Raw genomic sequence first — 23,493 nt, forward strand, 5'->3', positions numbered from 1 at the left:
AACACAACAAGAACATTCAGGGTGGCTGAGCAGCCGCCTTTCAATATCGGGATCGAGTGCATGATTGGATCAAAACGGGCCTTACTCAAGACCTTTCCTTTACTGGCCGCCGCGTTTGGTATGGTGGCTTGTAGTGGTGACAGTGACTCCAGCAGTCGCCGACTCAGCTTCGAGCTGAACTCCCGGCAGTTCTTCGTTGAGGAATCGCTCGGCACGGTGCAGTTCAGTAATGGCGCCTCGCTGCCTGTCAGCCTGTCTGTTGGCAGTGGTGCGTTCCGCGCGACCGATGAAGGCAGCAATATCTTCTACACGATCACGGATCGCGGGCCGACATTCCCCTGTTCGGACAGTGCGGAGATGATTGGTCAGGCCAATTTCTGCGACGACAACAGCGGTGTGGTCTTCGTGCAGCCGCAATATCAGCCGCGCATCCAGAAATGGAAGCTCAGTGGTGTGGGTACCAAGCTCGCGCTGGAGCAGCAGGACACCGTCTTTATCGAGGCGGGGGCGCAAAAAGCCAGTGGCCTGCCAAATGCCAACAGCAACGGTCCCGAGGAAGTGGCTTTCGACCCGAGTGGCAACCAGCTGCTGTCGACGCCGAACGGGATCGATCCCGAGGCGCTGGTCAAGCTCGAGAACGGACGGTTCTGGGTGGCCGACGACTACGGCCCCAGTTTGCTGCTGATTGACAGTGACGGCACCATCCTGCGTCGCGAAGTCCCAGCCGGACGCGGTGCTGACTACACTGGCGCTGCGTACACGGTGAGTGAAAGTTACCTGCCGTCCATTCTCAGCAAGCGTCAAAATGGCCGGGGTATCTCGGCGCTGGCGCTGAGCCCGGACAATGCCTTCCTGTATTTCGTGATGGCGGCACCGCTGGCCAATCCCGGCAGCGCAGCGGCGGCAGAGTCGCGAATCGTGCGTATCGGCAAACTGGCGCTTAATGACGACGGCACGATTTCCAGCATCGACGGCGAGTACCTCTATCGCCTCGACAGCCCAGAGCAATATGCACGGCTGTTTAATGGCAGCGGTGATCTGGACAACGGTGAGCTGATTGATCAGAGCGAAATCCGCGTGACCGAAGCGGCGGCCGTGGACACCGATTATCTGGTGGTGGTTGAGCAGGCGCGCAGCGTCAGTAAGTACTACAAAATCAATCTCGCCGACGCCGAAAGCATTCTGGGCACAAGCTGGGACGACAGCAACACAAGCCCCAGCCTGGAAGAGCAGTTTCTGGTGGCCGGGGTTCCGTTTGTACCCAAACACCTCGGTTTTGACAGCCTGAGCATGCCTCTGCCAAGCGGCATCGACCCGCTGGGCGAAAACGTGGAAGCACTGGCACTGTTGAGCGCGAACTTCGTTGCGCTGATCAATGACAACCGCTACGGACTGTACGGCGATACCGCAAACCGTATTGCCATACTGCCCTTGGGCGCCTTCCTTGTTGACAATGTGCCGCTCCAGATCAGCATGGATTACGCTGAATCGGCCAGTATCCGTCGCAATGATGCACAGCTGAATGGCGGTGCTGCCAAGGCGGTGGCCTCCGATTCCACCAACAGCCAATTGTTTGTGCTCAACGGGCAGACGGGCGGTGTGGATATCGTCGACGTCAGTGAGGCACTTTCGCCGGTACTCAATGGCACCGTCGACCTCAGCGCCGCTGAAGCCGATGCCGCTAAAACCCTGGGTGCCGCCACAAGCATTGCGACAGGCAGCGGTTTCCTGGCGGTAGCGATCGCTGCGGATAATCCGCAGGACGATGGGATTGCCGCGCTTTATCTGCTGGAAGATCTGAGCCTTGTCGCGACCTATGACGTTGGCCCCGGTCCCAGTGCCATTGTCTTCGATTTGCTGTCCAGCAGTCTGCTGGTTGCCAACGAAGGCTTGCCGAGCGATGACCACAGCGTCAATCCGGAAGGCTCGATTACGCAGATCGATTTAAGCGATGGCGTCGACAATGTGACCATTAACGACATCGATTTCAGTGAGTTCAACAGTGGTGGAAGTCGTGCTGATGAAGTGCCCGCTGGCTTGAAGCCGCTGGCTCCCGGTGTGACCCTGGCACAGGATCTTGAGCCCGGTCGCATCAGCGTAACCCTGGATAACGACAAAGCCTACGTCAGCCTGCAGAGCAACAATGCAGTGGCCGTGATTGACCTGGAAACTGCCAGCGTCGATGCGCTGATTGATCTGGGCGTCAAAGATTTCGGCGAGGCTCGCAACAGCCTCGACGTCAATGACAACGGCAGTATTACTCTGCAGACATGGCCCGGTGTGGTTGGTCTTTATCAGCCCTATGGTCTTCGCACCTATCAAAGCGGTGGCAGTAATTTCTTCGTGACCGCCAATGAGGGACGAGCCCGTGACTTCAGTGGCTTCTCCGAGTTGCTGCGTGCCAGCGACCTCGACGGTGTAGTTGGGCCGGAGATCGATCCTGCCAACCCCAGTGCTGCCGCCGCCGGCAATGACAGCCAGCTGGGACGTCTGCAGGTCAGCAGCGAGCGCGGTGATACCGACGGTGACGGTGATATCGATCAGATTTCCGCCTTCGGTGCGCGCTCGTTCTCGGTTCGCGATGCGGAAGGTAATCTGATCTACGATTCCGGTAATGATCTGATTCGTGTGACACAGACCCTGCTGGGTAACAATGCCAATGATCGCGATACCCTCAGTGACGAGAAGGGCGCACAGCCCAAGGGCTTGGCCCTGGTTTCCAGTCAGGAGCGTATCTATGCGCTGATCACACTCAACGGCGTCGGTGGGGTCGCGGTTTACGACATCACTTCACCCTATGGTGTGCAGTTCGTCAGCTACCTGAATAACCGCAATTTTGCGGCATCGCTGAGCAATGAAACGGGTGATGTCGGACCGGAAGGGCTGGCTACCTTCGTGGTTGACAGTGTGGCGTATCTGGCGGTTGCCAACAGCGCCACCGGCAATGTGCGTATTTTCCGACTGAGAACTGGTACCGAGACCGAGTAAGCCTCAGGACTTCACCGGCCGCTTCTGCAGTTTGCGCTGCAAAGTGCGCCGGTGCATCCCCAGCTGCCGTGCCGTGGCTGAGATATTCCCGTCATTTTCCTTCAGCGCCTGCTGAATATGCTCCCAGGTCATTCTTTCCAGTGACGGCGCCTTAATCGGGTCGATGCTTTCGACTGCCGGGCTGCGCCGTTCTTCGTTCAGTGCGTTGAGAATGGCAGTGGTACCCGCCGGTTTCTGCAGGTAGTTGTCGGCGCCCAGCTTTATCGCGTCCACCGCGGTGGCGATGCTGGAGTAGCCGGTCAGCATCAGCAGGCGAATGTCGGGGAAGCGCTCCCGGAGGTAGGGAATAATGCTCAGGCCGGATTCCTGATCAATCTTCAGGTCCACTACGGCGTAGTGCGGACTGAATTGCTGGCAGACCTGTCGGGCACTGTCCAGATCCTGCGCCACCTCTACAAGGTAGCCCTTGCGCTGTAGTGAGCGCGACAGCGCATGACAGAAAGCCTCATCATCGTCGATAACCAGAAAGCGTTTATGTTGGCTAGCATTCATGCATTGTCCTCTTCGCGATAATGGCTGATGGCGGCCAGTGGCAGGCGCAGTTCGAGACGGCTTCCGCCGCCCCGCCGTCGATGCCACTGCAGATTTCCACCATAGCGTTCAGCGGTGGCGTGGCTGAGCATCAAGCCCAATCCCAGGCCTTTGCCTTTGGTGCTGACGTAAGCTTTGTGGATAACGCCTTCGGCGCCTGGCAGGCCGGGGCCACGGTCTTTAATGGCAAGGCAGAGCTGGTCGTCGTCTTGATAGATGCTCAGGCTCACCTGGTCCGGAGTCACATCTGCCGCGTTGTTCAGCAGGTTGAGAATGCTTTGGCTTACGGTGCCGTCGAGGCTGATGGTCATGGCGCGCAGCTCGGGCGCGATATCCACCACTAACTCACTGCCGGGTCGCATCAGTTGCCAGCGGTCCACCAAGCCCTGTACGTAGCTGGCCAGGGGTTCCGTTTCAGCCTGCAAGGCGCTCAGGTCGCGCGCAGTACTCACCAGTTTGTCGAGAATCTGCTTGCAGTGATCCACCTGTTCGCTGAGCGCATCGACATCTTCACGCAGGTCGGTCTCCACCTCTTCGCGCAGGTCTTCGCTGATCACCTTGATCGTGGCCAGAGGGGTGCCCAGCTCGTGAGCCGTTCCGGCGGCGAGTGTGGCGACGGCCAGCAATTGTTCATCCTGTAGCTGGCGTTCGCGAACCTGCGCCAGTTCGTTCTCCTTCTGCCGCAGGCTGCTGGCCATGGCGGAAACGAAGTAGGCGATCAGCAGAGCGCTGACCACAAAGTTCATCCACATACCTGCCACGTGCATGTTGAGGGTCATGCCCTGCATGGTCTGGTGGCTGTGGGGCGATAGCGGCGCCAATGGAATGAAGTAAACCAGCAGCAGGCTGTAGGCCAACAGGGACATCACACCCAGTGCCCAGGTGTAGCGCAGGGGCAGGGTGGTGGCGGAGATGCACAGCGGCACCAGTAGATAAGAGATAAACGGGTTGTTGCTCCCGCCGGAGAAATACAGCACCGCAGTAAAGCCCGCGACGTCGACGCAAAGTTGGACAAACAGCTCCAGCTCAATGACCGGCCAGCGCTGATAGCTTCGCCACCAGCAGAACAGCGCAAACAGGGCGATCACCCCCAGCAGCAGTTCCAGCGTGACATAGGGCAGCATCCAGCCGAGCTGATGCTTGGCAAATTCCAGGGCCAGAAACTGACCGGCGATCACCACGCTGCGAATGGCGCACAGGCGTCGGAGGTTGGCGGTATCCGGATTCACGTTGGCTCCTGGCAAACAAAGGACTAAGTATAGCGGTTGACCCTGTTCGGGCCTGCGCTGCTGCGTCATTATGTCGCAGCAGCGCGATGTCGCTCTGCGCCTGATGGTAAACTTCTGCGCCAAACAAAAACAATCATACTCCTCAGGGTGCCTCCTCCTATGTATAAAACGATCCGGCAGGGTCTGCCGTTACTGGCGCTGCTTGTCAGCACATTCAGCATTGCCCATGAAACCGCTCCTGCGGCTGCGAGCATGGGGGCAAGCTCTCATGCACCGATTGGCGTGATGGGTGATCACCGCCATAAAGTGGGAGAGTGGATGCTGTCCTATCGTTATATGGCGATGGAGATGGAGGGCAATCTCGACGGCGGTGACCGTGTGTCGGCAGGGCAAATTACCGGCACGATGATGGCGCCGGGGCCCTATATGGTGGCACCGCTCAGCATGGACATGGAAATGCATATGTTCGGGGCGATGTACGCACCGAGCGACGAGGTCACCGTCATGCTGATGTTGCCGTATCTGCGCAACGAGATGACGCATGTAACCCGTATGGGACAGCGTTTTACCACGCGCAGTGAGGGGGTGGGTGATGTTAAGGCTTCTGCACTGCTCAAACTCTATCAGAGTGACGACGCTCGCCACCGACTGCATGCCAACCTTGGCGTGAGTCTGCCGACGGGGAGTATTGATGAGCGTGACGACACGCCCGCGCAGAATAAGGCGAAGCTGCCTTATCGCATGCAGCTCGGCTCCGGCAGTGTTGATCTGATGCCCGGAGTGACCTATACGGGTTTTGGAAGCACCTTCAGTTGGGGCGCGCAGCTCATGCTGACGGTGCCCACCGACTACAACGACAATGACTACCGGATGGGCAATCGCGGCCAACTCAGCGGCTGGCTGGCACGCAGTTTCACGCCAGCCTTCAGCGGCTCTCTGCGCCTTATTCACAGCGCCTGGGGCAATATTGATGGTGCCCGCGATGATCTGAACCCGATGATGGTGCCCACGGCAGATCCCGGTGCGCAGGGCGGTGAGCGCAGCGAATTGGCCGTGGGGGTGAACTATCTCTTCACCAAAGGCCGTGCCAAGGGCCACCGTTTGGCGCTTGAGTACAGCGAACCGGTCTACCAGCATCTCGATGGCCCGCAAATGGAACAGCAGTCCACGTTTACAGCGGGTTGGCAGTACGCCTTTTAATCCAGGCTTAATTTAGCGTCGGTAAACTGGCATTACGTGGTAAATTACACGACGACGCAGATTTACCAGGTCGTCGTTACTGTCTTGCCTGTCCGGTCTGCCGGCGGCATTGAATGCTCGAGGGGGGCGTTTTCATGTCAAGGAAGTTACTGATTAATATCCACCTGTATCTGGCCGCTTTCTTTGCACCGATGGTGATACTGATGGCGATCTCCGGTGGTTTGTATCTGGTCGGTATTAAAGGTGAGCAGCGTGTGGAAAGCTCCGTGCTGCTGCCGGGCAGCCTGAACCCGGATAGCGTGCAGCTGGAAGAGGATGTGCGGGCCTTGCTGGATCAGGCCGGTTTGGGCGGCGATTTTGAGCAAGTTAAAGTGCGTGGCCGGGAGGTGAGTACTCGTCCCAGCAACCGTCTTAACTATCGTCTGACGCCCAGTGAAGGGGGGGTGCAGATCGATGTGGTTAAGCCGAGTCTTCAGGCGTCTTTGATTGAACTGCATAAAGGGCATGGCCCCCAGTGGTTCCGTATCGGGCAGCAGATTTTCTCTCTGGCGCTGGTATTGATTATGCTCAGTGGGCTGTGGCTGGGACTGGCCGCCAAAGGTCTGCGCACTCGCACCCTGCAATTATCGGTAGGTGGCCTGGCGGTCTTCCTGCTGTTGGCGCTGTTTGCCTGAGGCTCAATCGCGAAAGTACACCTGCACCAGATGGTAGCCGAAACGGCTTTTGACCGGGCCCTGAACCTGCTGCAGCGGCCCGCTGAATATGGCCTTATCAACGCTGGCGACCATCTGGCCTTTCTTTACTTCGCCAAGATCGCCGCCGCGCTTGCCTGATGGACACTGGGAGTGTTTGCGGGCGAGCTGCTCAAAGTTATCGCCTTTCTCCACACGACGTTTCAGTGCCTTGGCTTCGTCGGCTGTTTTAACAAGAATGTGGCGGGCCATGGCGCTGCGCATCGAACACTCCGAGGATACTTGCGGTCTGAAAACGGGGGAGTGAGTATATATAATCCTGTTGTTTTCTTCTTTCGCAAATACGCTGAAACCTTATGCCCAGAGTGCCGTTCTGCTTTGCCGATATTGCCGCTGAGTGCCGCGTTGAGTCCGGGGTACACCGGCTCGATGGCCGCCGGCTGGGATTGCGAATTACCGTGCCCCAGGCATTGCGGGAGCGCTACCCCTATTGCGGCAGTGCCTACGGGTTTTTGCAGGAGCTGCGACGGGAGATTCTGGACTACGGCCTTGTCGAGTTTCCCGGTCTGCCATTAAATCCCCAAAACTACACCTTGGCTCAGCGAGCGCCTCAGCAGCATCAATACAGCAGCAATCCCTATCTCACCGACTTCTGTCAGCAACCGCATCAGGACACGCCGCCCTATCCTACGGCGTTCTGGCTACCGGCGCCGCGTCGCTATTTTGCCACCTGGGTGATGGGCGAGGACGGGGTGCAGCGCGTTATGAGCGCTCTGCGTAGAGGCGCGTCAATCGACGAGGTTCACCAGCGTCTTCAGGCCCAGAGTATTGCGCAAGGCTGGGGGCTGCTGGTGAATCAGCATCCGGGTTTGCTGCTTATCGACAACAGCTCCCGCAACCGCTTGTTTCACGCCCGCAGTGGCAACTGGCAGGCACAGCGGGCGGAGCCGGATTTCGATACTGACACCCCGATGTACGCGTTCAATGAGGTGGGGCTGCTGAACTATATCGACGTGATGGACAGTCGGCGGGGCACGGGCGACCGCAATGCCGACGAGTGTGAGGAGCTGCGGCGCTTTCTGGAAAGCGAAGCGCCGTTTGTCTGAGCTCAGGCCATACGACTGATCGTATTGCGGAAGCGCCACAGCGAAACGCTGAAAAATACGGCCCCGATGGCCGCGAGCGCCAGCAGTTGCGGCCAGATAATCGATAGTCCGGCGGCGCGGTAGAGCACGGCCTGACTGGCAGCAACGAAGTGGGTAGTGGGCGCGGCCAGCATTAAACTCTGCACCAGCAAGGGCATACTTTCTCTTGGCGTCATGCCTCCCGACAGCATATCCAGCGGCAGCAGCGTGAGCATCAGCAACATGCCGAATTGGGGCATGCTGCGGGCAATGGTGGCCATGAAAATGCCCATGGACGTGGTGGCGAACAGATGCAGCGCGGTGGTCAGTACGAACACCGCGATCGAGCCTTCGACGGGAACCTGCATCAGCCCGCGCACAACGCCATTCAGTGACAGTGTGGCGGCAAGCAGCACGACCAGCGCCATCGACCAGACTTTGGCGAGCATGATCTCTCCGGGCGTGACCGGCATCACCAGCAGGTGTTCGATCGTGCCGTGCTCCCGCTCGCGGATCAGTGCGGCGCCGGTGAGAATGATGGAAAGCAGCGTCACGTTATTGATGATTTCCATCAGCGAGCCGAACCAGCTCTCGTCGAGATTGGGGTTGAATCGCATGCGCAGGTTGAGATCGATCGGCAGGCTGCTGTCGCTGCGGTAGCGCTGCACAAATTCAGAGACTTCACCCAGAGCGATCTGCTGAATATAGCTGCTGCCGGTAAATGCCTGGCTCATACGAGTGGCATCCACGTTGAGTTGCATTTCCGGTTGCCGCCCGGCCAACACATCGCGCTGAAAGTTCACCGGAATCGTCAGGGCAAAGGTGTAGCGTCCGGCGTCCAGCGCCGGGTCGACCTCATTGATGTTCAGCAAGACTGGCGGGTTGAAGCGCGGAGGATAAAAGGCATCGCGGATGCGCGCCGACAGCGGCGACTGGTCCTCGTCGACAATGGCAATCGGGGTGCGGTGCAGCGATTCCGGCATCACCGATCCCGCACTGTATATCGAGATCGAAAAGGTGAAGGCGATCAGCAGGAGCATGCCGGGGTCGCGGGCCAAGCTCCACAGTTCCTTTACGCCCAGGCGGTAGGTGTTCGACAGTTTGGACATGTCAGCGCTCCTGCTTCTTCAGCAGCAACAAGGCCATACCCATGATGACCGGAATCGCGAGAATGATCGGCCACAACGATCCCTGAATTTGCGGCAGGTCCAGTCCCTTGCTGAAAATCGCCCGGCTGATGGTGAGGAAGTAGGACACCGGTTGCAGTTCGCCGACAACGCGGCCGGGGCCTTCCAGTGAGGCCACGGGATTCAGTAAGCCGGCAAATTGCACGGCGGGCATGAGGGTGGCCAGCATGGTGAAGAACATCGCGGCAATCTGACTGCGCGTGACGGCAGAGGCGACCAGTCCCATGCCGGTTGCGCAAACCGAGAAAAGCAACGCGGCAATGCTCAGCGCCAGGAAGCTGCCTTTAACCGGGACGTCGAAAAGCGTTGTCGCAAGGGCAGTCATCAGCAGGAAGTTGAGCATCGACAGGGCGATGTAGGGAAGCTGCTTACCCAGCAAAAATTCGCTGCGGCGAACGGGGGTGACATAGAGGTTGATGATCGAGCCCAGTTCCTTTTCCCGCACAATCGACAGGGCGGTGAGCATGGCGGGAATCAGCAGCAGCAGAATCGGCATGATGGCGGGCACCATGGCCGGTAGGCTGGTTACATCGGGGTTGTAGCGAAAGCGCGTTTCTACCGAGGCGGCTGTTGCCAGGGTTTGCGCGTCCATGCCCATTTGCATGCGTGCAATTTGAATTAACCAGTTTTGGTGGATGCCTTGTACGTAACCGCCGACGGTTTCCGCCCGACTGGGCATGGAGCCATCGACCCAGGCGGCGACGGTCACCGTGTCACCACGCTTGGCATCTCTAGCGAAGCCCGGTGGAATTTCTATGGCGAGTGCCAGATCACCGCTGCGCAGACGGGCGTCCATATCGTCGTAACTTTTGATGGGCGGTCGCTCAATAAAATACCGCGAGCCGCTCAGATTGAGTGCATAGCTCTGGCTGAGGTTGGTTTGATCCAGGTCGTAGATGGCATAAGTCAGATCCTCCACGTCCAGACTGATCCCGTAGCCCATCACAATCATCAGGAACACCGAGCCGATCAGCGCCAGCATGCCGCGAACGGGATCGCGGCGCAGCTCAAGGGCTTCGCGCCGGGTGTAGCTGAGTGTTCGACGCCAGCTAAAGTGCGGGTTGATCTTGCGCGGGGTGTCGGCGAGTTCGGGTGCCGCGTCGACATCGCTGTCGCGGCGCTGCCTGCTTGCCTCACTCAGATATTCAATAAAAGCGGCCTCCAGGCTCTCGGCCTGCCGTGAGCGCTGGATGGCTGTTGGTGTGTCGCTGATCAGTACCCGCCCGGCATGCATCAGCGAGATGCGGTCGCAGCGCTCTGCCTCATTCATGAAGTGGGTGCTGATAAAAATGGTAACGCCGTCCTGCCGGGACAGGCTGACAAGCAGTCGCCAGAAATTATCCCTGGCCACCGGATCGACCCCTGACGTTGGTTCGTCGAGAATCAGCAGTTCGGGTTTATGCACCAGGGCCACGGCCAGTGACAGGCGCTGACGCAAGCCCAGTGGTAGATTGCCGGGCAAGCTGTCGCGAACGCCTGTCAGCGAAAAGCGCTCCAGCATTTCCTCGGCGCGGCCGGGAATGTCTGCGTCGTCTACGCCGAACAGCCGGGCGTGAAGGACCAGGTTCTGCATGACAGTCAGTTCGCTATACAGCGAGAACGACTGCGACATGTAGCCGACCCGGTGGCGGACTGCCAGATCGCGGGGGTCGATGGCTTTGCCGAATAGTTTGGCGTCACCCTCGCTGGCGGGCAGCAGGCCGGTCAGCATTTTCATAGTGGTCGACTTGCCGCAGCCGTTGGAGCCCAGAAAGCCAAAAATTTCGCCGCGCCGGATCTTAAAATTGACGTGATCCACCGCCACAAAATCGCCAAATCGCATGGTCAGCTCGCTGGCTTCAATGGCGTAATCGGCCTGCTCACTGATGTTCAGAGGGGGAATCTGCACCGGCTGGTAGTCCCGGCGCTGTGCCTCGGGCAGTAGCGCAATAAAGGCGGATTCCAGGCTGTCGCTGCCAGTCTTGGCCAGTAATTGTTCTGGACTGCCGTTGGCCAGAATACGGCCCTGATTCATTGCGATCAGCGTATCGGCATTGCGGGCCTCATCCATATAGGCGGTGGCGACGATCACGCTCATTGCCGGGCGGCGACGGCGTATATCGCTGATCAGCTGCCAGAACTGGCTGCGGGCCAGCGGGTCGACGCCGGTGGTCGGCTCGTCGAGAATCAGCAGGTCGGGGTCGTGGATCAGCGCGCAACATAGCCCCAGCTTTTGCTTCATGCCGCCGGACAGTTTACCCGCGGGCCGGTCAAGAAAATCGTAGAGCCCGGTGCTATGGGTCAGCTGGTCAATGCGTCGCCGCCGCTCATCGGCGTCATGATCGAACAGGCGCCCGAAAAATTGCAGGTTTTCCTCCACTGATAGCGTGGCGTAAAGGTTTTTGCCCAGGCCCTGGGGCATATAGGCGATGCGCGGGCAAATCCGGTTGCGGTGCCGGCTGTCGCGCATATCCCCGCCGAGCACATTTAGCTCGCCATCCTGTATTTTGCGTGCGCCGGCGATCAGCGCCAGCAGGCTGGATTTACCGACCCCGTCGGGGCCGATCAATCCCACCATCTTGCCGGTGGGGACACTTAGGCTGAGCTTGTCCAGTGCGCAGCACTGGCCGTAGTGCAGCGAGACATCGCGGCAGGCGACCGCGCTGTCGCCATGGCTCATTGTGGCACCTTGATGTGCAGGGCTTCGGGCCAGTCAATACTGTCATCCAGCTTGATCCAGGCAATACCGGGAATGCCGGTTTTGACGACGGACTGGTGTTGTCGCAGCAGTGCGGGATCAATGCGGGCTTTGACTTTGAACATCAGTTTCTGGCGTTCGCTGGCGGTTTCGACCGTTTTCGGGGTGAACTGGGCAGTGCTGGCGACGAAGGAAACCGAGGCGGGAATGACCAGATCGGGGGCTGCATCGAGAATGAGGCGAACATCGCTGCCCAGCTTCAGGCGCCCGGCCGCCGCTTCGGGGAGGAAAAAGTTCATGGTGACATCGGTAAGATCGACCAGATTGACAATTTTTCCTCCCGCCGCGACGACTTCGCCGGGCTGGGCAACGCGGTATTGAATCCGTCCGTCGCGGGGGGCTTTGAGTTCGGCGTCAGCTAGATCAGCTTCAATGCGGGCCAGTGTCGCGGCGGCAGCGGTGACGGCGGTTCTCGCGCCTTCGGCCTGAGCCGTTGCGGCGACGACGGCCGACTCTGCGGCTTTAACTTGGGCTTTGGCGGCGCTGACGGCCGCGATGGCACTGTTCAAGGCTGAGCGTTCGTCATCCACTGTCTGGTGGGAAATATTCCCCTCGCGGGCGAGTGCTTCTGATCGTTTCAGGCGTTTTGCCGCGGCGTCCCGTTCGCTTTCTCGCTGCAATACCACCGCGCGTGCGGCGGCCATGTCACTCTCGCTCATCGCCACCTGCGCGTCAGCGGTCGCGACACTCTGCTGAGTTTGCATCAGCATGGCGCGGGCTTCATTGCGCTGTGCTTCAAGGCTGGTCACTTGCATTCGCGCGAGCACCTGGCCGGTTTTTACCATTTCGCCTTCTTTAACGAGAATGCTGTCAACACGCCCGGCAAGCTTGGTGGCAATATCCACTTCGGTGGCCTCAAGGCGGCCGTTACCGCTGACAAAGGCGTCGCCATACCCCGAATTCTGCTGCTGCATCCAGCTGTAGGCTGCGAACGCTAACAGTGCAATGATGGCGAAGAGTCCGTACTTCTTGAGCGATGCCGACATAAGTCTGTTCCATGGGGGCTGGGAATGGGGATACACAGACTATAGCGGTTGCTATGGCGAAGGCCCAGTCATTCGGGCTGGGCGCTTCGCGCATTCGGTTGCCGCTTGATTTGCGTCAACCACAGGTGGTTTCTCAGGCGATCCAGAGCTGCTTGGCATTTACAAATTCACGGATTCCATGAGGCCCCAGTTCTCGACCATAGCCCGAGCGCTTGATGCCGCCGCTGGGCAGACGTGGATCCGTTTTGACAATACCGTTAATGGCGACCTGCCCGGCGTCGATACGCAGGGCCATCTGCTCAGCCAGTTCCGTGTTGGCGGTCCAGATGCCGGCGCCGAGACCGTAGTCGGTTTCATTGGCGAGTTGCAGCGCCTCTTCCATATCGGCGGCGCGGGTCACGCACATGACCGGGCCAAAGGTCTCCTCGTTGAAGGCACACATCGTCTCACTGACTTCGGTGAGCAGGGTGGCTGGATAGAAGAATCCCGGCCCCTCGGGCAGCTCGCCGCCCAGCAAACACTGTGCGCCAGCGTCGATGGTTTCGCTGACTTGCCGGTGAAGATTCTGCCGAAGATCTGCGCGGGCAAGGGGACCAATGTCGGTGCCCTTGTCCAGTGGGTCACCGAGGCGCAGTTTTGCCAGCCGACTTTGCAACATCTCGACGAAGGTGCCGTACACCGGCTCTTCAACAATGACACGCTTGGCGGCAATACAGCTTTGTCCGGCGTTGATGATACGCGACAGTACCGCGATATCGGCGGCCTTCTCCAGGTCGGCGTCAGCCAATACTACGAAGGGGTCTGAGCCGCCGAGTTCGAGCACGGCGGGTTTCAGCTCGGCGCCCGCCAGTGCGGCAACTTTGCGCCCGGCAGCGTCGGAGCCAGTGAACGACACGGCGCGAATTCTGGGGTCGCGAATTGCCTGCTCGACGTTGCCGGTTTCCAGCGGCAGGTTAACCATAATGTCGCTGGGCGCGCCCGCTCGCTGGAAGGCCTCGGCAATACCCGCCGCGCTGGCCGGGACGTTAGGGTCGTGCTTCATGGCGCAGGTATTGCCCGCCATGAGTGCAGGCGCCAGAAAGCGAAAGGCCAGCCACAGGGGCGCGTTCCAGGGCAGAATGCCCAACACTGTGCCCAGTGGCTGGTAGCAGACGTAGCTGTTTGAGGCATCAGAGGCCAGAGTCTCTGTGCTCAGGAACTGCTCGGCATTGTCGGCATAGAATTCCGCGCACCAGGCGGCTTTCTCAACTTCCGGCACGCCTTCTTTGATCGGCTTACCCATTTCGATTGCCATCAGTTCTGCGAGCCGATCCTTGTCGGCGCGCAGCTCGCGGGCAACGGCTTTCAGTACCTTTGCCCGGTCTTCGAAGGTACTGCTCTGCCAGCTATCAAAGGCGCGGTCGGCATCGCCGATACGCTCGTGCATCTGAGTGGGTGTCAGCGCCGGGTACTCGGCGATAATCTCGCCATTAAACGGGTTTCTCGCTATCAGCATCTGCGCCTCCTAGGACTTCTGTTCGGCTTTTTCAGGAGTGTTGTCCTGGTTCTTCTTGCGGCCTTTTACCTCATCCAGTTTGATCGGCATGGCAGCATCTTGCGGCGGCTTTACGGTCATTTCTCGAGGGGTGGTGAAGAACGAACGGCAGCCGTCTTCAGTAATATAGATCGTGTCGGAAATGCCTACAGTTTTATCGCCTTCCACGCCCCACATCCAGGGAATGATGTGAAAGGTCATCCCCTCTTTGAGTACGGTGGACTCCCCCTGCTTGAGGCTGACGATATAGCCTTCATCCCAGCTCGGCGGGAAGGCGATACCAATGGAGTAACCCGAGCGGGTAATCAGCCGAGCACCGCAGTGGTTGTCGGAGATGATGTTGCGGATCATATTGTCGGCGTCAGAGACGGTCATGCCCGGCTGGAACAGCTCGTGGACCTGATCCAGCGCATAGATCATTCGCTCCTGCGCATGAAGCAAGGCATCGGTCTGCGGGCCCGTGAGCACGGTGCGCATCATCGCGGTGTGGTAGCGGCGATAGCAGCCGCCGACTTCCAGAAATACATGGTCGCCCGGTTGTACGGTGCGGCCCTCCCAGGTGGCGTGGCCGATCATGCTGCGCGGGCCTGAGGTGACGTAGGGCATCACTGCTGGGGGTTCGCCGCCCGCACGAAACATGGCGGCGCTGACGGCCGCGCCGATTTCGTTTTCTGTCACGCCAGCCTGTACCGCCTCGATACCGGCCTTCATGCCTTCTTCGGTGGCGATGGCGGCGCGGTGCATCAGCTCGATTTCCGCCGGCGATTTGCACACACGGCCTTCTTCCACAATGCCGAAACAGTCCAGCAGCTTTGCATCGGTCAATGTGGTGTGAATGCGGTCCTGCTGGTAGGCGGGGAAAAAGTAGCTGTTGCGCTCATAGCCGATGCGCTTGTCGGCCAGACCGAACTCCCGCAGCGCGTCGACCAGCATTTGAATGGCGTCGCCGGTGTCGGGGTAGGGTCGGGTACGCTCGATCCAGGTGCGAGCATGGATATTGGATTCCTCCATGGCCCGGGTAATCATGAATGGCTCGTCATCTATCGGTACCACCAGTGCCTGAAAAAAAGAGTAGCCGGTGGTCTGGTAGTCGGTGAGGTACATGATGTTTTCCGGGTCGGAAATCACCACCGCATCAAGCCGCCGCTCCTGCATTCGCTGACGCAGGCCGTTGATGCGCTGTTGGTACTCCTCATTGGCAAAGGTCATGTCATCGCGTTGTTTCATGCGGCCTCCAGAATACGGTTACTGACGCTTGCAAGCGTGTCCAGACCCTGTTGCAGGTCGGCGTCGGGAATGGTCAGCGGCGGAATCAGTTTCACGACCCGACCGCCGCTGCCACAGGCAGAGACCAGCAGCCCTTCTTTGAAGCACTCGCCGACAATGGCTTTAGCGAGTTCGCCGTCGCCGACGTCCAGGCCGAGAATCATGCCTTTGCCGCGCAGCTCCACACCTTGGTGTCGCTCTGCGATCACTTGCATGGCGCTGTGCATGGTCTCGCCTTTTGCGCGGACTTCGCTCATGAAGTCGTCGCCGTCGAAATAGCGCAGCGCTTCGCGTCCGGCGACAAAGGACAGCCCCTGTCCTCTGAACGTGCCGGTATGTTCGCCGGGCGACCAGTGTTGGTCGTGTTCCGGTTTCACCAGATTCATGGCGATGGGCGTACCCACGCCGCCCAGGCCCTTGGCAAGGCAGACGATATCGGGGTTTAAACCGAGGCCGTCAAAGCTGAAGTAGTGACCGGTGCGCCCGCAGCCCACCTGAATGTCATCGACAATAAACAGGGCGCCCAGCTCGTGGGCCAGGGTTTGCAGGGCTTCCAGCCAGGCCTGGCTGGCGACATTGACGCCGCCCTCGGCCTGAATGGTTTCCACCAGAAAAGCCGCCGGCGGCGCCAGCCCCGCACTGCCATCCTTGTATAGCGCCCGCAGTTGCGCCAACGCTTCAACACCGCCTCCCAGTGTGTGGTCGCGGCTGTCGGCGTCGCAGTCGAAGGGGTAGTGACTGACATTGTCCAGCGAGACGCCTGCGGCTGAGCGGAAGTAACTGTTGGCAGTGCAGGCCAATGCGCCGAGCGTCATGCCGTGAAAGCCCTTGCTGAACGCCACCACTTCACTGCGCCCGGTGACACGGCGAGCCAGTTTCAACGCCGCTTCAACCGCATTGGTCCCGGTCGGCCCCATGAATTGCATTTTGTGGGGCATATGTCGGGGTTCGAGAATGGTGCGGGTGAAGTCCTCCATAAAGGCGCGCTTGGCGGTGGTGTGCATATCCAGGCTGTGGGTGACGCCGTCGCGCTGCAGGTAGTCGATCATCGCCTGCTTCATATGCGGATTGTTGTGCCCGAAATTCAGCACCCCTGCGCCGGCGAAAAAATCGATGTACTCGCGACCCTGGTCGTCCGTCTGGCGCGCATTGCTGGCCGTATCGAACACTACCGGGTACGTCCGGCAGTAGGCGCGGATCTCGGATTCACGTTGCTCAAAAATGCTCATGCTTCCTCCTGATTTTTAGAATCGGCGGCAGCCATGCTACCGCCGTGCTCGCCCCGAGGGGCTTAGCCGAGTCGGTCGTCCGCCGCACCCGCGAGGGCAGCATAGAGGCGGACAACTTTGGGAATTAGCTGGTCGTTGAAGTCGTAATAGGCACTGTGACAGGGGGCGTCGTGGCCATTCCCGTCATCGGCGCCGATAAGGGCGAAAGCGCCGGGAATTTCACGCAAGTAATAGCTGAAGTCTTCCGAGGCCATAATCGGCACCGGCAGGCTGTGGTTGATGGCGTCGCTGCCGTAGAGTTGTCGCCAGCAATGGCGGACGCGACTCGCGGCATCGGCATGGTTGATGGTGGCCTGATAGCGGGGGTGGCATTCCACCTCACACTGCAGACCGTAAGCAGTGGCTGTCTGTTGGGCGATCTCCTCTATGAGCTGATTCAGTTGTTGTCGGGTGTTTTCGTCGGGAACGCGGATGCTGCCACCCAGCTTGGCCTCGCCGGGGATAACGGTAGCGGCGCTGGGGGCTTCAATACTGGTGATGCTGAGCACGGCGCTGGCCTGTGGTGCCAGCCGGCGGCTTACTACCTGTTGCAGGGCCAGGGTAATGGCGCTGGCGCCCAGTACCGGGTCGCGACAGAGTTCGGGCTGACTGGCGTGGCCGCCCTGTCCGATAACGCGGATGCTGAAGGTGCCGTTGCCGCACATCACAATGCCGTCGGGGCAGATCAGTTCACCAAAGGCAAGGGCGGGCCAATTGTGCCAGCCGAAGATTTCATCGACATTTTCCAATGCACCGTCGTGGATCATTTCCCGGGCACCGTGCCCCCCTTCCTCGGCGGGCTGGAAAATCAGTGTTACCGGGCCGGGCAGTTCGGCTTCGTGAGCCTTTAACCAGCTGGCGGTCGCAATGAGCGTAGCGGTATGGCCGTCATGCCCACAGGCGTGCATGCAGCCAGAGGTGTGCGAGGCCCAGTCAAGTTCGGTTTGCTCAACAATGGGGAGGGCATCGATATCGCCTCGCAGGGCGATATGACGGCCGGAGCTGCCGGCATTCAAACAGGCCACAGTGCCGGTTTTGGCGCAGACCCGCCAGGGGATGTCGAGAGCGGTGAGCTGCTGGCGGATACGTTCGGCGGTACCCTGCTCCTGCCAGCCCAGTTCGGGGTGTTGGTGCAGTTCTCGGCGCAGTGATATGGCGTTGCGCACAATGTCTTGCCAAACCGTAGACATGGTCCTCCTGCCGTTGCTGTGAGGAATACGCGGCTAGCGTTTCCGCGCTGCTACTCCAGCCTAGTGGCTCGCGGCGCAATGCGCCAGTGTCGATCCACTCTGCCCGAGCTGGGCTCTTTAGCCTGAGCAAGTTTAGTCTCAGCAAGTTCCGAGCCAGACTGCTCCGGCTATCCTTGTTTGAAAATGAATCTTAATTGCGATTCGCAGGCTGATTTCGTATTCTTGCGCTTTTCAAGCGTGTGGCCGGGAGCCTAAAAAAGTGACAGTACAGAAGGCAGGGAGTTCATCAGATGCGATGTGGCCGCGCTGGCTGCTTGCCGGGCCGCTATGCTTTCTCTGTGCCTTTGTGATGATGGCGGGCGCGTCGATCTGGTTGCCCGAAGGGCCCGCGCGTATCGACAATGTGGCGATCCCGCTGGTGCTGTTTCCTGCGGTTTGGGGTGTGTTGTTTTTCTACAGCTGCCTGGGGCGTCTGGGACGGACCTATCTTGTCGTGGGCGCGTTAACGGTGGCACATCTGGTACTGATTGTCTGGCAGCTGATGCTCAGAGGTGCCGCGTGATTCGATTGTCGCAGGCGCGCAGCAAAACCCTGTTGGCCATCCACGGATGGTCAGCCGTTGCGCTCGGTTTGCTGTTGTACGCGGTGATTGTTACCGGCACGCTGGCGGTGTTCGAAGATGCGATTGGCGTGTGGGCGGATCCCATGCCAGTGGCGCCCGTTGAGGAGATTCCCAACGGCACCGGCGCCCTGATGGCCGACATTGCTGCGCGAATTGACCCCGCCTATCTCGATGAGGTTTTCCTGTTCTCCGGGACCGGCGAACACCTGCGGGCGCTGTTTCACTACCATGGTGACGACGGTACAGAACCGGCAATGCTGTTTTTGATTGATCCGGCACAGCAGCGGGTGGTTCGCGAGGTTGAGGGTTTGTCGCCGGATGTCTTTCGGCAGTTGGGTGTGGGGGCGCTTCGGGATTTTCTGGTCGACCTGCACGTGAATTTGCTGCTGCCGGGGCGCTGGGGGTTACTGGCGACGGGCGTATTGGGGTTTGCCATGCTGGTCGCGGCGGTCAGTGGCCTGCTGATCCACCGCCACCTGCTCAAAGAGCTGTTCACACTGCGTCGCAAAGGGGGATTGCTCACTGCGCGCGACCGCCATGCGCTGGCGGGCAGCTGGAATTTGCCGTTTGCCTTTCTGCTGTCATTCACTGGTGCGTTCTTCAGCTTTGGCGGGGCCATCGGGCTGCCCGCAATCGCCTACGTCGCGTTTGGTGGCGATGTGGAAACCGTCAGTGAGGAGTTGCTGGCGCCGATTATGGCTGAGGATGATCGTCCATCGCCGCTCGCGAATATCGACGCGATGATACAGGATGCCGCGCGACGAACCGGGGCTGAGCCCAGCAGTTTGCAGATTCATCACTGGGGGCGAGCAGATGCGAGCCTGCTTGTCGGCCTGAATAATGGAGACGGTGAACTGCTGCCATCCGCGGTCGCGTATGCCGGCGCTTCCGGCGAGTTTCTGGGTTTGCGCCCGGCGCTGGGGAATGCCCCCTCGCTCGGTGGCGATCTGGTCAGCCTGATGTCACCGCTGCATTTCGGAAATTTTGCGGGTATCGCCTCGAAAATACTGTGGTTCGCCATGGGGTTTGCCAGTGCCTACGTAGCCCTCACCGGGCTCATGTTGTGGACTCGGCGTCGACAGGCCGAGCCGGGCTGGCATTGGCTGGAAAAGCTGACGGTGATCGTCGGCTATGGCTTGCCGCTGGCACTGCTGATCAATGCGGCCGTGTATGTGACCCGTCGGCCGGTTCCCAGTGCCGCATTTTACGACCTGCTGAGCGTCTTTCTGGCGGCAATGGCTCTTACCGCGTTTTACGGCTTTGCGCAGCGTGATGCGGCGCGCAGCCGCAGGGGTATTCTGCGAGCGATGGCGCTGGTAATGCTGGCATTGCCGGCGGCGCGATACTGGGGCGGTGGTTTGGGATGGCAGGCCGCGATCTCTGGCGGCTTGCCAGCCGTGTTGACGATCGACGGTTTACTGCTGGTCAGCGGGGCCTGGCTGCTGTGGACACAGCGCCGTGCGCCAGCGCCTGCCATGCTTGAGACAGAGTCAGAACCCGAGGCGCTGAAGTCATGAGTACCGAGCTCCTGGCGGGATTGGCCATTGCATTCAGCGCGCTGCCTCTGTTGTTGCTGGCAATACGCGACCCGAAGCGTCTGCGCAGTCGACGGCAGCGAAGTCAGGCCACCGTCCTTGAGCGCCGGTGTCTGGCGATTGCCGTGGCTCTGCCGCTGGTTTTCTTGCTGGGGAATGCGGCAGCGGCACTGATTTGGTTGTCGGGGGTGTTTGTGACGGGGTGGTTTTGCGCGCTGTGGCTGGCGACACCTGCTCACTCCGAGTCACAGTAATTATCCCTATAGCGGGCCTGTGCCGTGCGAAAATGCTATACCGCGCTGTTTTTTCCCGCTATAGTGCGTGGCGCTAGAACGTAGCACTACTATTTATGCACACCATTTCGATGTTCTGTTCAGTTCTCGTCCTGATTCATAAGTAATAGAAACACTTCCAGCATGGCCGCCTCATGAGAGGCAACTTATTTACTGAAAGATTCAGGAATACACATTATGTCTACTGTAACCGGCACTGTTAAATGGTTTAACGAAACTAAGGGCTTCGGCTTCATCGCTCAGGAAAACGGCCCCGACGTATTCGCTCACTTCAGCGCGATCAGCGGCTCAGGCTTCAAAACCCTGGTTGAAGGTCAGCAAGTTGAGTTCACTGTTAGCCAAGGCCAGAAAGGTCCTCAGGCTGAGAACATCGTCGTCCTGTAAGGCCGACTCCCGCGCATTGCGGGAAACTGCACTGGCTACGGTCAGCCTGTAGAGAAAGGGCAGAACCATCGGGTTCTGCCTTTTTTCGTTTATGGCCTCCTGATTTCGGTATGATCTCTCCGAGGCATCACACAGTTGGAATGAACTTGAGCGAGACGAGCTTTCACACACTGCCATTGGCGGCGGGCCTACTCGATAATCTGGCGTCGCTGGGCTATCGCGATATGACCGCGATTCAGGCCGCGGCACTGCCGCGCATATTGGCGGGCAGCGATTTGGTCGGACAGGCGAAAACCGGTTCCGGTAAAACGGTCGCCTTTGGCCTCGGCTTGCTCAATAAGCTTGAGGTCAAACGCTTCGCTGTGCAGGGCTTGGTGTTATGCCCCACGCGCGAGCTGGCCGATCAGGTTGCCAGAGAGCTGCGCAAGCTGGCGCGTGGCGTGCACAACGTCAAGATTCTCACTCTCTGTGGCGGTATGCCCTTTGGCCCACAGGTCAGTTCACTGGCGCACGGCGCCCATATCATTGTCGGTACACCGGGTCGGGTGCACGACCACCTGCGCAAGCGCAATCTGAAGCTGGAGCAGGTGCATACCCTGGTGTTGGACGAAGCCGATCGCATGCTGGAAATGGGCTTTCAGGAGACGCTTGACGCGATTGTTGCCGAGGTGCCCGCCAGTCGTCAGAGCCTGCTGTTCAGTGCCACTTACCCCGAGCAAATCCAGCAGATTGCCCGTCGGGTGATGCGTGACCCCGAGTTGTTGAAGATTGCCGAGCAACACCGGCGAAGCACCATCGATCAGCGTTTTTACCAGGTGGAAAACAATGAGGCCCGCGCCGATGCTGTGGCGCGTTTGCTGCTGGACCGTCGCCCCGATTCCGCCGTGGTGTTCTGCAACACCCGCCGCGATACCGAGGAGTTGGCTTCCGTTCTGCGTGATTACCGCTTGAATGTCATCGCTCTGCATGGCGAGCTGGACCAGCGTGCGCGGGATCGTGCATTGGTGTGTTTTGCCAATCACAGCGCTTCGGTGCTGGTGGCAACAGATGTTGCCGCCCGGGGGCTGGATATTGAAGATTTGAATATGGTGATTAACTACCATATTGCTCGCGATGCCGAGGTGCACACGCATCGTGTGGGCCGTACGGGTCGCGCGGGTGCCAGTGGCGAAGCCGCCAGCCTGTTTACCGAGCGAGAACAGCACAAACTGGCGCGACTGGAAGCGGACGGGGTGGAGCTGTTAATGGGAGAACTTCCTCACCCGGCCGTATTGGATGGGCCTGCCTACTCGCCCCCGATGCACTGTCTGCAACTGGATGTGGGCAAAAAACAGAAAATCCGTCCGGGTGATATCCTTGGGGCGCTGACCCGGGGCGAGCGTGTGGCGGGTTCGGATGTCGGCAAAATCCATATCTTTGATCAGTGCGCCTATGTGGCGGTAAAACGCCGCGCCGCCGATGAGGCGCTGCGGGTACTCAGTGCCGGCAAACTGAAGGGGCGCAGTGTGAGGGCCCGAAAGATCCGTTAATCCTTCTTACAGGGAGTGGTCTCGATGATCCGACGCCTGCCCCGCTGGCTGGAACTCGGCGCGTTTACCCTGGCCTGGCTGGCGGGAACCGTCAACGCCGTCGGGCTCCTGGGGTTTGCCCATCAGTCAATTTCCCATCTCTCCGGCACGGCCAGCTTGCTGGGCGCGGCACTGCTGCAGGGCAGCGATGCCTGGCACCTCGCGGTGATCCTGCTCAGCTTTCTGCTTGGCGCAGCCGTATCGGGCTATCTCAATATCAGTGAATCCCTCACCTTGGGGCGCCACTACGATACGCTGTTAGTAATCGAGGGGCTGCTCTTGCTGGTTGCCATTGCGCTGCTCCGTGAGCAGCACAGCTCGGGACATTACTTTGCATCCGCCGCCTGCGGTTTACAGAATGCGCTGGCAACCCGCTACAGTGGGGCGGTGGTGCGAACGACCCATGTCACCGGCCTGTTTACTGACCTCGGTATTATGTTGGGCGCCGCACTGCGAGGGGAGGGCTTTGATCGCCGCAAGGCGGGGCTGTTCTGCCTGATTATTGCGGGCTTTGTCTTCGGCGGTACGGCGGGCGCGCTGTTCTATGCACGCTGGGGCTTCTTCGCTTTGCTGGTTCCCGCCATGTTATGTTTCATGCTCGCTGCGGCGTATCGGCTGCTGCGCTCGGGCAACTGAGCCCCGGTTTGCCAGCGCCCCGACATAGAATAATAAACAGTACTGCCAGGAGTGACGACCCGATGAGTAAGGCGTTTTTTGAAGCGTATTACCAGACGTACAACCGTGAAGACCCCGATGCGCTGAGGGCGTTTTACGATCCCGACGTGGAGCTGCATTCGGCTCAGGGCGTGATTCGCGGTGTGGAGGCGGTGCTGGAGGTATACCGGGGAATTACGGCTCAGTTCAGCGATCACATGACCCCGCTGGATATTCGCGAGCGCAGTGACCATACCCAAGTGCGTATTCTCGACAACTTCACGGCAAAGGTCGACGTCGCGGAGTTTATGGGCCGCGCTTTTGCTCCGGGCGAGCAGTTCAGTCTGAATCTGCTGGCAGAGTATCGCTTGCGCGACGGTCGCATCCTGCGGGCGGATATTGCGGCGCTGTAAGTCAGCGCGGTTCTTGCCAGGGCGTGAGCACA

The 23,493-nt window shown here is 59.5% G+C and carries 21 protein-coding genes; 11 read left to right on the forward strand and 10 right to left on the reverse strand.

Translation table 11 applies throughout. From position 1 onward, the window contains the following. The first annotated feature begins 60 nt into the window (after positions 1-60). Entirely contained in the window at positions 61-2,988 is a 2,928-nt protein-coding gene (locus G411_RS21725) for a choice-of-anchor I family protein (protein ID WP_157581411.1), read from the forward strand. Positions 2,989-2,991: 3 nt separating this feature from the next. Here G411_RS21725 and G411_RS0118390 read toward each other — a convergent pair whose 3' ends face one another. Together G411_RS0118390 and G411_RS21155 are read right to left on the reverse strand one after the other, a co-directional pair. Next, on the reverse strand, positions 2,992-3,540 hold the full coding sequence (locus G411_RS0118390) for a response regulator transcription factor (protein WP_022960659.1): 549 nt from the start codon (positions 3,538-3,540) through the stop codon (positions 2,992-2,994). Beyond that, entirely contained in the window at positions 3,537-4,808 is a 1,272-nt protein-coding gene (locus G411_RS21155) for an ATP-binding protein (RefSeq protein WP_022960660.1), read from the reverse strand. Before G411_RS21155 ends, G411_RS0118390 begins: the two co-directional genes overlap by 4 nt. 159 nt (positions 4,809-4,967) lie before the next feature. On the opposite strand from G411_RS21155, the gene G411_RS0118400 reads away from it, so the two are divergent. Both G411_RS0118400 and G411_RS0118405 read left to right on the forward strand, forming a co-directional pair. Beyond that, positions 4,968-6,008: a transporter gene (locus tag G411_RS0118400; RefSeq protein WP_022960661.1), complete on the forward strand. Its 1,041-nt coding sequence runs from the start codon at positions 4,968-4,970 to the stop codon at positions 6,006-6,008. Positions 6,009-6,142: 134 nt separating this feature from the next. Beyond that, positions 6,143-6,682, forward strand: coding sequence for a PepSY-associated TM helix domain-containing protein (locus tag G411_RS0118405; RefSeq protein WP_028968592.1), 540 nt, complete (start codon positions 6,143-6,145; stop codon positions 6,680-6,682). A 3-nt stretch (positions 6,683-6,685) separates the two neighbouring features. Here the strand turns inward: G411_RS0118405 and G411_RS0118410 are convergent, their stop codons facing one another. Beyond that, entirely contained in the window at positions 6,686-6,964 is a 279-nt protein-coding gene (locus tag G411_RS0118410) for a peptidylprolyl isomerase (RefSeq protein ID WP_022960663.1), read from the reverse strand. 92 nt (positions 6,965-7,056) lie between these two features. Here G411_RS0118410 and G411_RS0118415 point away from each other — a divergent pair, with 92 nt between their 5' ends. Further along, the gene (locus G411_RS0118415) at positions 7,057-7,806 is read left to right on the forward strand and encodes a hypothetical protein (RefSeq protein ID WP_022960664.1); all 750 of its coding nucleotides are present in this window, start codon (positions 7,057-7,059) and stop codon (positions 7,804-7,806) included. 2 nt (positions 7,807-7,808) lie between these two features. On the opposite strand, the gene G411_RS0118420 is transcribed toward G411_RS0118415, so the two are convergent. The 7 genes from G411_RS0118420 to doeB2 form a co-directional block, all read right to left on the reverse strand. Then, on the reverse strand, positions 7,809-8,933 hold the full coding sequence (locus G411_RS0118420) for an ABC transporter permease (RefSeq protein ID WP_022960665.1): 1,125 nt from the start codon (positions 8,931-8,933) through the stop codon (positions 7,809-7,811). 1 nt (position 8,934) lies between these two features. Continuing rightward, positions 8,935-11,670 carry a ribosome-associated ATPase/putative transporter RbbA gene (gene rbbA / locus G411_RS0118425; RefSeq protein ID WP_022960666.1) on the reverse strand — a complete coding sequence of 912 codons (2,736 nt, stop codon included), beginning with the start codon at positions 11,668-11,670 and terminating at the stop codon, positions 8,935-8,937. Then, a complete protein-coding gene (locus G411_RS0118430) occupies positions 11,667-12,734 on the reverse strand; it encodes an HlyD family secretion protein (RefSeq protein WP_022960667.1) in 1,068 nt (355 codons plus the stop codon). Before G411_RS0118430 ends, rbbA begins: the two co-directional genes overlap by 4 nt. Before the next feature lie 133 nt (positions 12,735-12,867). Further along, positions 12,868-14,229 carry an NAD-dependent succinate-semialdehyde dehydrogenase gene (locus tag G411_RS0118435; protein ID WP_022960668.1) on the reverse strand — a complete coding sequence of 454 codons (1,362 nt, stop codon included), beginning with the start codon at positions 14,227-14,229 and terminating at the stop codon, positions 12,868-12,870. Between the two features lie 9 nt (positions 14,230-14,238). Then, positions 14,239-15,495 (reverse strand): ectoine hydrolase, encoded by a 1,257-nt coding sequence (gene doeA / locus G411_RS0118440; RefSeq protein WP_022960669.1) that lies wholly within the window; start codon positions 15,493-15,495, stop codon positions 14,239-14,241. Then, positions 15,492-16,763 carry an aspartate aminotransferase family protein gene (locus G411_RS0118445; protein WP_022960670.1) on the reverse strand — a complete coding sequence of 424 codons (1,272 nt, stop codon included), beginning with the start codon at positions 16,761-16,763 and terminating at the stop codon, positions 15,492-15,494. The genes doeA and G411_RS0118445 overlap by 4 nt, the downstream gene beginning before the upstream one ends. A 62-nt stretch (positions 16,764-16,825) precedes the next feature. Beyond that, positions 16,826-17,992: a N(2)-acetyl-L-2,4-diaminobutanoate deacetylase DoeB2 gene (gene doeB2 / locus G411_RS0118450; RefSeq protein ID WP_022960671.1), complete on the reverse strand. Its 1,167-nt coding sequence runs from the start codon at positions 17,990-17,992 to the stop codon at positions 16,826-16,828. A gap of 259 nt (positions 17,993-18,251) precedes the next feature. Here doeB2 and G411_RS22235 point away from each other — a divergent pair, with 259 nt between their 5' ends. From G411_RS22235 to G411_RS21730, 7 genes are all read left to right on the forward strand, one after another. After that, positions 18,252-18,554, forward strand: a complete 303-nt coding sequence (locus tag G411_RS22235) for a hypothetical protein (protein WP_211218375.1) — start codon at positions 18,252-18,254, stop codon at positions 18,552-18,554. Beyond that, positions 18,551-20,131 carry a PepSY-associated TM helix domain-containing protein gene (locus G411_RS21165; RefSeq protein WP_022960673.1) on the forward strand — a complete coding sequence of 527 codons (1,581 nt, stop codon included), beginning with the start codon at positions 18,551-18,553 and terminating at the stop codon, positions 20,129-20,131. The genes G411_RS22235 and G411_RS21165 overlap by 4 nt, the downstream gene beginning before the upstream one ends. Next, positions 20,128-20,403 (forward strand): hypothetical protein, encoded by a 276-nt coding sequence (locus tag G411_RS21170; RefSeq protein WP_022960674.1) that lies wholly within the window; start codon positions 20,128-20,130, stop codon positions 20,401-20,403. The genes G411_RS21165 and G411_RS21170 overlap by 4 nt, the downstream gene beginning before the upstream one ends. A 216-nt stretch (positions 20,404-20,619) precedes the next feature. After that, positions 20,620-20,826 carry a transcription antiterminator/RNA stability regulator CspE gene (gene cspE, locus G411_RS0118470; protein WP_028968593.1) on the forward strand — a complete coding sequence of 69 codons (207 nt, stop codon included), beginning with the start codon at positions 20,620-20,622 and terminating at the stop codon, positions 20,824-20,826. A gap of 140 nt (positions 20,827-20,966) precedes the next feature. Then, positions 20,967-22,355 carry an ATP-dependent RNA helicase DbpA gene (gene dbpA, locus G411_RS0118475; RefSeq protein WP_022960675.1) on the forward strand — a complete coding sequence of 463 codons (1,389 nt, stop codon included), beginning with the start codon at positions 20,967-20,969 and terminating at the stop codon, positions 22,353-22,355. A gap of 24 nt (positions 22,356-22,379) precedes the next feature. Next, positions 22,380-23,030, forward strand: a complete 651-nt coding sequence (locus G411_RS0118480; RefSeq protein WP_022960676.1) for a YoaK family protein — start codon at positions 22,380-22,382, stop codon at positions 23,028-23,030. A 62-nt stretch (positions 23,031-23,092) separates the two neighbouring features. Then, entirely contained in the window at positions 23,093-23,461 is a 369-nt protein-coding gene (locus tag G411_RS21730; RefSeq protein WP_022960677.1) for a nuclear transport factor 2 family protein, read from the forward strand. Positions 23,462-23,493: the final 32 nt, after the last annotated feature.

Origin of the sequence: Spongiibacter tropicus DSM 19543 (genome assembly GCF_000420325.1) — a bacterium.
In the GTDB taxonomy this organism is placed as follows: Bacteria; Pseudomonadota; Gammaproteobacteria; order Pseudomonadales; family Spongiibacteraceae; genus Spongiibacter; species Spongiibacter tropicus.

What these genes read in the sequence shown, in the direction of transcription:
- doeB2 (WP_022960671.1), bottom strand. Translation starts at nt 17,992, where the DNA reads ATGTCTACGGTTTGGCAAGACATTGTGCGCAACGCCATATCACTGCGC.
- G411_RS0118480 (WP_022960676.1), top strand. Translation starts at nt 22,380, where the DNA reads ATGATCCGACGCCTGCCCCGCTGGCTGGAACTCGGCGCGTTTACCCTG.
- G411_RS0118400 (WP_022960661.1), top strand. Translation starts at nt 4,968, where the DNA reads ATGTATAAAACGATCCGGCAGGGTCTGCCGTTACTGGCGCTGCTTGTC.
- G411_RS0118390 (WP_022960659.1), bottom strand. Translation starts at nt 3,540, where the DNA reads ATGAATGCTAGCCAACATAAACGCTTTCTGGTTATCGACGATGATGAG.
- cspE (WP_028968593.1), top strand. Translation starts at nt 20,620, where the DNA reads ATGTCTACTGTAACCGGCACTGTTAAATGGTTTAACGAAACTAAGGGC.
- G411_RS0118405 (WP_028968592.1), top strand. Translation starts at nt 6,143, where the DNA reads ATGTCAAGGAAGTTACTGATTAATATCCACCTGTATCTGGCCGCTTTC.
- G411_RS21170 (WP_022960674.1), top strand. Translation starts at nt 20,128, where the DNA reads ATGAGTACCGAGCTCCTGGCGGGATTGGCCATTGCATTCAGCGCGCTG.
- G411_RS0118430 (WP_022960667.1), bottom strand. Translation starts at nt 12,734, where the DNA reads ATGTCGGCATCGCTCAAGAAGTACGGACTCTTCGCCATCATTGCACTG.
- G411_RS0118435 (WP_022960668.1), bottom strand. Translation starts at nt 14,229, where the DNA reads ATGCTGATAGCGAGAAACCCGTTTAATGGCGAGATTATCGCCGAGTAC.
- G411_RS0118445 (WP_022960670.1), bottom strand. Translation starts at nt 16,763, where the DNA reads ATGAGCATTTTTGAGCAACGTGAATCCGAGATCCGCGCCTACTGCCGG.
- rbbA (WP_022960666.1), bottom strand. Translation starts at nt 11,670, where the DNA reads ATGAGCCATGGCGACAGCGCGGTCGCCTGCCGCGATGTCTCGCTGCAC.
- G411_RS0118420 (WP_022960665.1), bottom strand. Translation starts at nt 8,933, where the DNA reads ATGTCCAAACTGTCGAACACCTACCGCCTGGGCGTAAAGGAACTGTGG.
- dbpA (WP_022960675.1), top strand. Translation starts at nt 20,967, where the DNA reads ATGAACTTGAGCGAGACGAGCTTTCACACACTGCCATTGGCGGCGGGC.
- G411_RS0118415 (WP_022960664.1), top strand. Translation starts at nt 7,057, where the DNA reads ATGCCCAGAGTGCCGTTCTGCTTTGCCGATATTGCCGCTGAGTGCCGC.
- doeA (WP_022960669.1), bottom strand. Translation starts at nt 15,495, where the DNA reads ATGAAACAACGCGATGACATGACCTTTGCCAATGAGGAGTACCAACAG.
- G411_RS21725 (WP_157581411.1), top strand. Translation starts at nt 61, where the DNA reads ATGATTGGATCAAAACGGGCCTTACTCAAGACCTTTCCTTTACTGGCC.
- G411_RS21730 (WP_022960677.1), top strand. Translation starts at nt 23,093, where the DNA reads ATGAGTAAGGCGTTTTTTGAAGCGTATTACCAGACGTACAACCGTGAA.
- G411_RS0118410 (WP_022960663.1), bottom strand. Translation starts at nt 6,964, where the DNA reads ATGCGCAGCGCCATGGCCCGCCACATTCTTGTTAAAACAGCCGACGAA.